The following is a 7,823-nucleotide window of genomic DNA, read 5'->3' as shown; positions in this document are numbered from 1 at the left end:
CCGCCCGAGGCGCACCGAACACCGAGGGGAAAGAGACCGAATCGGTATGGCCGTCACCACCCCACACCCTGGCCAGCCCAACCCCGCGATGGCGCGCGCCCAAGCCGCCGCGGGCGCGGTGCGCGCCGCCGCGCTGCGGGCCCGCAGGCGCACCGCCGGGGCCAGCCTCGGCGCGCTGCCCGTCGCGAACCTGGTCGTCCTGGAAACCGGTGTCGCGATAGCGCTGATCCTGATAGCGGTCGGCGCGACCGGCGACTCCATCGCGCCCGTGCCGCTGTACATCGCGGGCGGCATCGTGCTGATCGCGTTGATCCTGGCGTTCACCCGGTCCAGGGGCCGCTGGCTGACCCAGTGGATCACCCTGGTGGTCCGCTACAACTTCCGCTCCCACAGCCGCACCGCCAAGAGCGCGGGCCCGGTGGAGATGAAGCCGCCGTCGGAGGAGGACGCCTCCGTGATCGGCCCGGACGACCCGCGGGTGGCGCTGCTGCGGCTGGCCGTGCCGGACCTGGTGGTGGCCAAGGGCGTGGACCACGAGCGCAGGCCGCTGGGCATGGCCTGGCACCAGGGCGCGTGGACCGCCGTGCTGCTGGTCGACCCGGCGCCCGGCCTGATCAACGCGGTCGGCAGCGCGCCGAGCCTGCCCCTGGGCGCCCTCGCGCCGTGCCTGGAGGACCGCGGCGTGGTGCTCGACGCCATCTCGGTGATCTGGCACTGCTACCCCGGCAGCGCGGCGCTGCCCTCGAACTCGCCCGCGCTCAACTCGTACCTGGAAGTGCTCGGCCCGCTGCCCGCGGCGGCGCGGCGCACCACGTGGATCGCGGTGCGGCTGGACCCCCGGCGCTGCGCCGCGGCGATCCGCGAGCGCGGCGGCGGCGTGGTGGGCGCGCACCGCGCCCTGATCGGCGCCCTGTCGCGGGTGCGCAACGCCCTGGAGTCCGCGGGCGTGTCGATCCGGCCGCTGGACTCCGACGAGCTCATCCGCGCGGGCATCTCCGCGGCCGAGCTGACCTCCGTGGCAGGCTCGAACAAGGCGGTGTCGCTGCGGGAGAAGTGGTCCGGGGTGACCGCGGGCGGCGTCGGGCACGCCAGCTACGCGATCACCGGCTGGCCCGCCAAGGGCATGCGCAACAACCTCAACGCCCTCACCGGCGTGCGCGCGCTGTCCTCCACGCTGGCGATGTCCATCTCCCCCAGCGGCGAGCAGGGCCAGGTCGGCCTGCGCGGACTGGTGCGGGTCAGCGCCCGCACCCCCACCGAGCTGGACCGCGCCGACGACCGGCTCAAGGCGCTGGCGGACAAGCTGGACATCACCCTGACCCCGCTCAACGGCCTGCAGGTCTCCGGCCTGGCCGCCACGCTGCCGCTGGGAGGTGTGGCATGAGCGCCTCCCGCCTGATGGACGCGCAGGGCCACAACAAGGGCGTCGCCCCCGAGTTCCTGGTCGACCCGCAACTGCTGGACGTGGTCAGCCCGTCGGGCGACCGCGGCGGCATGGTGCTCGGCTCCGGACTGCAGGGCGAGCCACTGACCATCTCGGTGCTGCGCTCCACACCGACCCGCATGGTCGTGGTCGGCGGCCTGTACCTGGCCCGCCAGATCGCGCTGCGCGCCATGGCGACCGGCGCGTGGATCACCATCGCCACCGGCCGCCCCGCCGCGTGGCAGCCGGTGGTGCGGGCGGCGGGCGCGGGCCCGGACGGGCGTCCCTCGCCGCTGGTGCAGCTGCGCAGGCTCAGCCCGGTGGAGCTGCCCCGACCGTCCGAGGACAGCCCGCTGCTGGTCGTGCACGACGGCGGCCACGTGCCGCAGGAGCTGTTCCCGCCGCGCTCGCCGTGGCAGACCACCATGTACGTGCTGCCCTACCTGCACCCGCAGGCGGCGGCCACGGCGAACTCCGCCGACCTGGTGCTGCTCCAGCGCCTGCCGGTCGGCCAGGCCCAGCTGGCGAGCCAGATCTGGCGGCTGCCGCCCCAGATGGCCCACCAGCTGACCACGCTCAAGGACGACCAGGTGATCGCGCTGGGCGCCAACCTGTGGCGCCCGCTGCGGTTGGTGACCACACCGGGAGAGCAGCAGATCCTGGGCGCGGTGCGCCGAGGCGACTGAAGACCACCACCGCAAGATCGTGCCCCGGACCCCGGTCCGGGGCACGTTTCTTTGCGCCCGTCCAGGCGTCCACCGAAGCACTTCGTTGACAGCGCGAACAAAAACTGTTGAGGAGCCGAATGCCGCATTGTCCGCGCAAATCGTTGCGCGCCACCTGCGGAGCTAACTAAGAACGAGTCACGCGACCGGGGGTTCGGGGCTGCACCACCGGCGCAGACCCTGCGAAGAGGAGACCTCCGCTATGGCAGAACTTCGCACTTCCTGGACGAGACGGCTGGCCGGTGTCGGGCTGGCCACCGGCACGGCCTTCGCGGTCACCGCCGCGCTGACCACCTTCACCTCCTCCGCCGCCGAGGGCGAAATCCGCGGCCTGGGTACGGAGAAGGCGGTCAAGGACAGCTACATCGTGGTGCTCAAGGACGTCAGCACCGCCAGCGCCAGTTCGTTGAGCGCCAAATACCAGGCGACGGTCAAGCACACCTACACGCGCGCCCTCCACGGCTTCTCGGCCACCATGTCCGAAGCGCAGGCCCGCAAGCTGGCCGCGGACCCGGCGGTGGCCTACGTCCAGCAGGACGCCGAGGTCAGCATCTCCGCCACACAGGCGCCGACCCCCTCATGGGGTCTGGACCGCATCGACCAGGCCGCGCTGCCGCTGGACAACTCCTACACCTATCCGAACGAGGGTGAGGGCGTCACCGCCTACATCATCGACACGGGCATCCGGTTCTCCCACAGCGACTTCGCGGGCCGCGCCAGCTCCGGCCGCGACACCGTGGACAACGACGACGACTCCACCGACTGCAACGGCCACGGCACGCACGTGGCGGGCACCGTCGGCGGCAGCACCTACGGCGTGGCCAAGAAGGTGAAGCTGGTCGGCGTCCGGGTGCTGAACTGCTCCGGCTCCGGCACCTACGCGGGTGTCATCGCGGGCATCGACTGGGTCACCGCCAACGCGGTCAAGCCCGCCGTGGCCAACATGAGCCTCGGCGGCGGGGCGGACGCCACGGTCGACCAGGCGGTGCGCAACTCCATCGCCTCGGGCGTGACCTACGGCCTCGCGGGTGGCAACAGCAGCGGCGCGGACGCCTGCGGGTTCTCACCCGCCCGCACCCCGGAGGCGATCACGGTCGGCTCCACCACCAACACCGACGCCCGCTCGTCGTTCTCCAACATCGGCACCTGCCTCGACATCTTCGCGCCCGGTTCGAACATCACCTCCGCGTGGCACACCGGCGACACGGCCACCAACACCATCAGCGGCACCTCGATGGCGACCCCGCACGTGGTCGGCGCCGCGGCGCTGTTCCTGGCCGCCAACCCGACCGCGACCCCGCAGCAGGTCCGCGACGGCCTGGTGGACGGGGCCACCTCGGACGTGGTGACCAGCCCCGGCAACGGCTCGCCGAACAAGCTGCTGCGCGTGGTCGGGGGCACCGGCCCGCAGCCCATCGGCTGCCCGGCCAAGACCAACGACGCCGACGTGGCCGTGCCCGACCTGGGGACTGGTGTCAGCACCATCGCGGTGACCGACTGCGCGGGCAAGGCGAGCACGGCGGTCACCATCGAGGTGCACGTCAAGCACACCTACCGCGGTGACCTGTCCGTGCACCTGGTCACCCCGAGCGGCGCGGTGCGCCAGCTCAGGGCCCAGTCGGGTTCGGACGGCACGGACAACCTGGATGCCACCTACACGGTGAACCTGTCCACCGAGGACGCCAACGGCAACTGGCAGCTGCGGGTCCGCGACTGGTACAACCAGGACACCGGCTACATCGACAGCTGGACCCTCGACCTCTGAGCTCCTCTGTGAGGTAGCGCGCTTCCGGCGGCCCCCATCCTGCGCGGTGGGGGCCGCCGTGCGTGTCGCGCCCCGATGACCGGCGTCCGACGGCCGGGGGCGCGTCGCGGGTGCCGTCGCGGGCCCTCCTGGCGCGGGGGCACGAAGAACGGCACCCCGCCGTCCATGACGATCCGCCACTGCGAGCCGTGCGCCAGCGCGTGGTGCTTCTTGCACAACAGCACCAGGTTCGCCACGTCGGTCTGGCCGCCGTCGACCCAGTGGACCACGTGGTGGACCTCGCACCACTTCGGCGGACGATCACAACCGGGGAACGCGCAGCCGCCATCGCGGACGTGCAGCGCCCTGCGCTGGGCCAGGGTCAGCACCCGCTTGGCGCGCCCGACGTCGAGCACTTCCGATCGGCCGCCGAGGACCACCGGCACCACCTTCGCGTCACACGCGATCCGGCGCACCTGCGCGGCCGACAGCTGCCGCCCGCCGTCCAGTGCCGCGCGTCCCACGCCCCGGCGCAGCGCGGCGTAGTCGAGGGTGATGTTCACGTGCGGGCGCTCCCCCGCCTCCGACGGCAGCTCGGCGGACCGCAGCGCCAGGCCCAGCAGTTCACCGAACGCCTCCCCTTGGCGCTGGGCCAGTGGTCGCGTGTCGCCCGCGCGTGGCCGGGACAGCGGCTCCAGCGCGGCGCGGAACTCCGCTCCCGCCTCCACCGACAGCCTGCCCCGCAACTCCAGCCTGCCGTCGGCCAGGTTCCGCAGGCGCAGCACGTCACCCTGGCCGACCGTGGACGCGGCGCGGTCGCGGAGGCGGCGGGCCAACTCCTTGACCGCCTTGGGCTCCGCCGACACCGCGGTCCGCACCAATGCCTCTTCGGCGCCCTGCGGCAGCCGCCGCCTGATGGCCCGCGACAGCTCCACCAGGTGCTCCTCGGACAGCTCCGCCAGCGCCGCCGAGACCGCCGGATGCGCAGACCCCAGCGGCTGCCCGGTCGGACTTCGTCCGGGCAGGAACCACTTCACCTGCGTGATCCAGCGCTTCATCACCGCCGAGTCGACGCGGACGGCCCGGCGGCAGGATTCGACGTCCAGGCCGCGCCGCAGCACTTCGGCCAGCAGGTCGAGGCGGCGGCGGTGCAGCGATCGCATGGCGGCCTCGACCTCCGAGAAGGCGGCGAGGACCTCGTTGTCGGACAGCAGTGCGGGGAGTGATGTCATGATCGCGACGGTATTCGAACCGTGGTTCGAAGTCGTCACTCGAACGACTGGTGCTAGATCGTCTTCACCCGAACGTTTCTCGTGACTTCCGCGCGCGCGGCCAGCTCGTCGTCGGCCGGGTAGTCGACCCGGACCAACGACAGGCCGTGCGGTGGGGCCACCGTCACCTGGCTGGAACGCGCCGTCAGCGACAGCAGCGACGCCGGCCAGGAAGGCTGCTTGCGGCCCTCCCCGACGGCCAGCAGGGCACCCACCAGACTGCGCACCATCGAGTGGCAGAACGCGTCCGCTGAGACGAAAGCGGTCAGCACATCGCCGTCACGTGCCCACTCCAGCCGCTGCAGTTCGCGGATGGTCGTGGCACCCTCCCTGCGACGGCAGAAGGCGCAGAAGTCGTGCTCGCCCAGCAGCAGCGCGGAAGCCTCGTTCAACGCGGTCAGGTCCAGCGGGCGCGGCCAGGACAGGGTGTCCAGGCGCCGCAGCGGGTGCGCACCGTGCGGGGCGTCGGAGACGCGGTACTCGTAGTGCCTGCGCAACGCAGAGAACCGGGCGTCGAACGCGGCGGGCACCACTCGCGCGGCGAACACCCGCACGTCGGGGGGCAGAGCCCGCGCCAACCGCTTCGGCAGCCCCTCGACGTCCACCGAGGACGGCAGGTCGACGTGCGCCACCTGGCCCGCGGCGTGCACGCCCGCGTCCGTGCGGCCCGCCACCGTGAGCGTCACGTCCTCGCGCAGCACCGTGGACATGGTGTCCTCCAGCACCCCGCACACCGTGCGACGACCGGGCTGACGCGCCCAACCCGAGAAGTCGGTGCCGTCGTAGGCCAGGTCCAAACGCACACGGACGAGCCCGCCGTCCCCGAGGGGAGCGGCGGGCTCGTCGGCGAAGTACTCGTCCGTCAGGACTCGTCCTTCTTGTCCTCGGCCTTGGTGGGCTCGGCGGACTCGTCGTCGGCACCCTCGGCGGGCTCGTCGGTGGCGTCCTTGGTGGCCGACTCGGGCGCCTCGGCGTCCTGGTCGACGACCTCCTCGGACTTGGTCTCCTCGGTGGCCTCAGCCGCCTTGGGCGCCTCGTCCTTGGCGAACTTGGTCTTGCGGGCGCGCTCGGCCTCGGAGGTGACCGTCTTCTCCTGCACCAGCTCGATCACGGCCATGGGGGCGTTGTCGCCCTTGCGCGGCAGCGTCTTGGTGATGCGGGTGTAGCCGCCCTGGCGGTCGCTGAAGAACGGACCGATCTCGGCGATCAGCTTGTGCACGACGTCCTTGTCGCGGATCACCTTCATGATCTCGCGACGGTTGTGCAGGTCACCGACCTTGGCCTTGCTGATCAGCTTCTCGGCGTACGGGCGCAGCCGCTTCGCCTTCGCCTCGGTCGTGGTGATCCGACCGTGGGTGAACAGCGACGTGGCCAGGTTGGCCAGCATGAGCCGCTCGTGGGCCGGCGAGCCACCGAGACGGGGTCCCTTGGTGGGGGTGGGCATCGAATTGCTCCTCGGATTGCTTTCTGATCCTCTGCTCCGGCCCGGCCGCTAAGCGGCCTCAGAGCTGCTCGGTCTCCGCGTAGTCCTGGCCGTCGTCGTGGGAGTCCACGCCCGTGTCCGCACCCCAGCCCTCGGCGGGGTAGTCGGACGCGGCAGCCGACGGGTCGAACCCAGGGGGGCTGTCCTTGAGCGCGAGGCCGAGGCCGACGAGCTTCATCTTGACCTCGTCGATCGACTTGGCGCCGAAGTTGCGGATGTCCAGCAGGTCCGCCTCGCTGCGCGAGACCAGCTCGCCCACCGTGTGGATGCCCTCGCGCTTGAGGCAGTTGTAGGACCGGACGGTGAGGTCCAGGTCCTCGATCGGCATCGCGAACGCCGCGATGGTGTCCGCCTCGGCGGGCGAGGGGCCGATCTCGATGCCCTCGGCGTCGACGTTCAGCTCGCGGGCGAGACCGAACAGCTCCACCAGGGTCTTGCCCGCCGACGCCACCGCGTCACGCGGCGTGATCGAGGGCTTGGTCTCCACGTCGAGGATCAGCTTGTCGAAGTCGGTCCGCTGCTCGACACGGGTGGCCTCGACCTTGTAGGTCACCTTCATGACGGGCGAGTAGATCGAGTCGACGGGGATGCGGCCGATCTCGGCGCCCGCCTGCTTGTTCTGCACGGCCGGGACGTAGCCGCGACCGCGCTCGACCACGAGCTCGATCTCCAGCTTGCCCTTGCCGTTCAGGGTCGCGATGTGCAGGTCGGGGTTGTGCACGGTGACACCAGCCGGGGGCACGATGTCGCCTGCGGTCACCGCACCGGGCCCCTGCTTGCGCAGGTACATGGTCACCGGCTCGTCCTCCTCGGAGCTGACGACCAGCTCCTTGAGGTTGAGGATGATGTCGGTGACGTCTTCCTTCACACCGGGGACGGTCGTGAACTCGTGCAGCACACCGTCGATGCGGATGCTGGTCACGGCCGCGCCGGGGATGGACGACAGCAGGGTGCGGCGGATGGAGTTGCCGAGGGTGTAGCCGAAGCCCGGCTCCAGCGGCTCGATGACGAACCGGGAGCGGGTCTCGTTGACCGCTTCCTCGCTGAGCGAGGGGCGCTGGGAAATCAGCACTGGGTTCTTCCTCTCCTACACGACGCCCGCCATATGACGTCGTCAGAACACCGGTCGCGGAGACCGGCGAACGCGTGCGGCACACCCTTCGTGCCGCCGCGGGAC

Annotated in this window: 7 protein-coding genes; 3 read left to right on the top strand and 4 right to left on the bottom strand. The window is 71.4% G+C overall.

Going from position 1 to position 7,823, the window contains the following annotated elements; genetic code table 11:
- The first annotated feature begins 46 nt into the window (after positions 1–46).
- The 3 genes from eccE to IEZ00_RS16660 all read left to right on the top strand — a co-directional run bounded on the left by eccE (position 47) and on the right by IEZ00_RS16660 (position 3,913).
- Positions 47–1,384 carry a type VII secretion protein EccE gene (gene eccE / locus IEZ00_RS16670; RefSeq protein ID WP_189224166.1) on the top strand — a complete coding sequence of 446 codons (1,338 nt, stop codon included), beginning with the start codon at positions 47–49 and terminating at the stop codon, positions 1,382–1,384.
- Positions 1,381–2,109, top strand: a complete 729-nt coding sequence (locus tag IEZ00_RS16665; RefSeq protein ID WP_189224165.1) for a hypothetical protein — start codon at positions 1,381–1,383, stop codon at positions 2,107–2,109. The genes eccE and IEZ00_RS16665 overlap by 4 nt, the downstream gene beginning before the upstream one ends.
- A 241-nt stretch (positions 2,110–2,350) precedes the next feature.
- Entirely contained in the window at positions 2,351–3,913 is a 1,563-nt protein-coding gene (locus IEZ00_RS16660) for a S8 family peptidase (protein ID WP_189224164.1), read from the top strand.
- Here the strand turns inward: IEZ00_RS16660 and IEZ00_RS16655 are convergent.
- The 4 genes from IEZ00_RS16655 to IEZ00_RS16640 are packed head-to-tail and all read right to left on the bottom strand — an operon-like array spanning position 3,883 to position 7,718.
- Positions 3,883–5,124 (bottom strand): HNH endonuclease signature motif containing protein, encoded by a 1,242-nt coding sequence (locus tag IEZ00_RS16655; RefSeq protein ID WP_189224163.1) that lies wholly within the window; start codon positions 5,122–5,124, stop codon positions 3,883–3,885. The genes IEZ00_RS16660 and IEZ00_RS16655 overlap by 31 nt on opposite strands.
- Before the next feature lie 53 nt (positions 5,125–5,177).
- Positions 5,178–5,966 carry a tRNA pseudouridine(38-40) synthase TruA gene (truA, locus tag IEZ00_RS16650; protein WP_189224162.1) on the bottom strand — a complete coding sequence of 263 codons (789 nt, stop codon included), beginning with the start codon at positions 5,964–5,966 and terminating at the stop codon, positions 5,178–5,180.
- A 59-nt stretch (positions 5,967–6,025) separates the two neighbouring features.
- Entirely contained in the window at positions 6,026–6,607 is a 582-nt protein-coding gene (gene rplQ, locus IEZ00_RS16645) for a 50S ribosomal protein L17 (RefSeq protein WP_189224161.1), read from the bottom strand.
- 58 nt (positions 6,608–6,665) lie between these two features.
- Complete coding sequence (locus IEZ00_RS16640; RefSeq protein WP_189224160.1) at positions 6,666–7,718, bottom strand: DNA-directed RNA polymerase subunit alpha; 1,053 nt, start codon at positions 7,716–7,718, stop codon at positions 6,666–6,668.
- Positions 7,719–7,823 lie beyond the last annotated feature (105 nt).

It is taken from the genome of Saccharothrix coeruleofusca (assembly GCF_014648515.1).
In the GTDB taxonomy this organism is placed as follows: Bacteria; Actinomycetota; Actinomycetes; order Mycobacteriales; family Pseudonocardiaceae; genus Actinosynnema; species Actinosynnema coeruleofuscum.
Note: the sequence above shows the minus strand (reverse complement) of the source record. Positions and strands in the feature narration are given on the sequence as shown.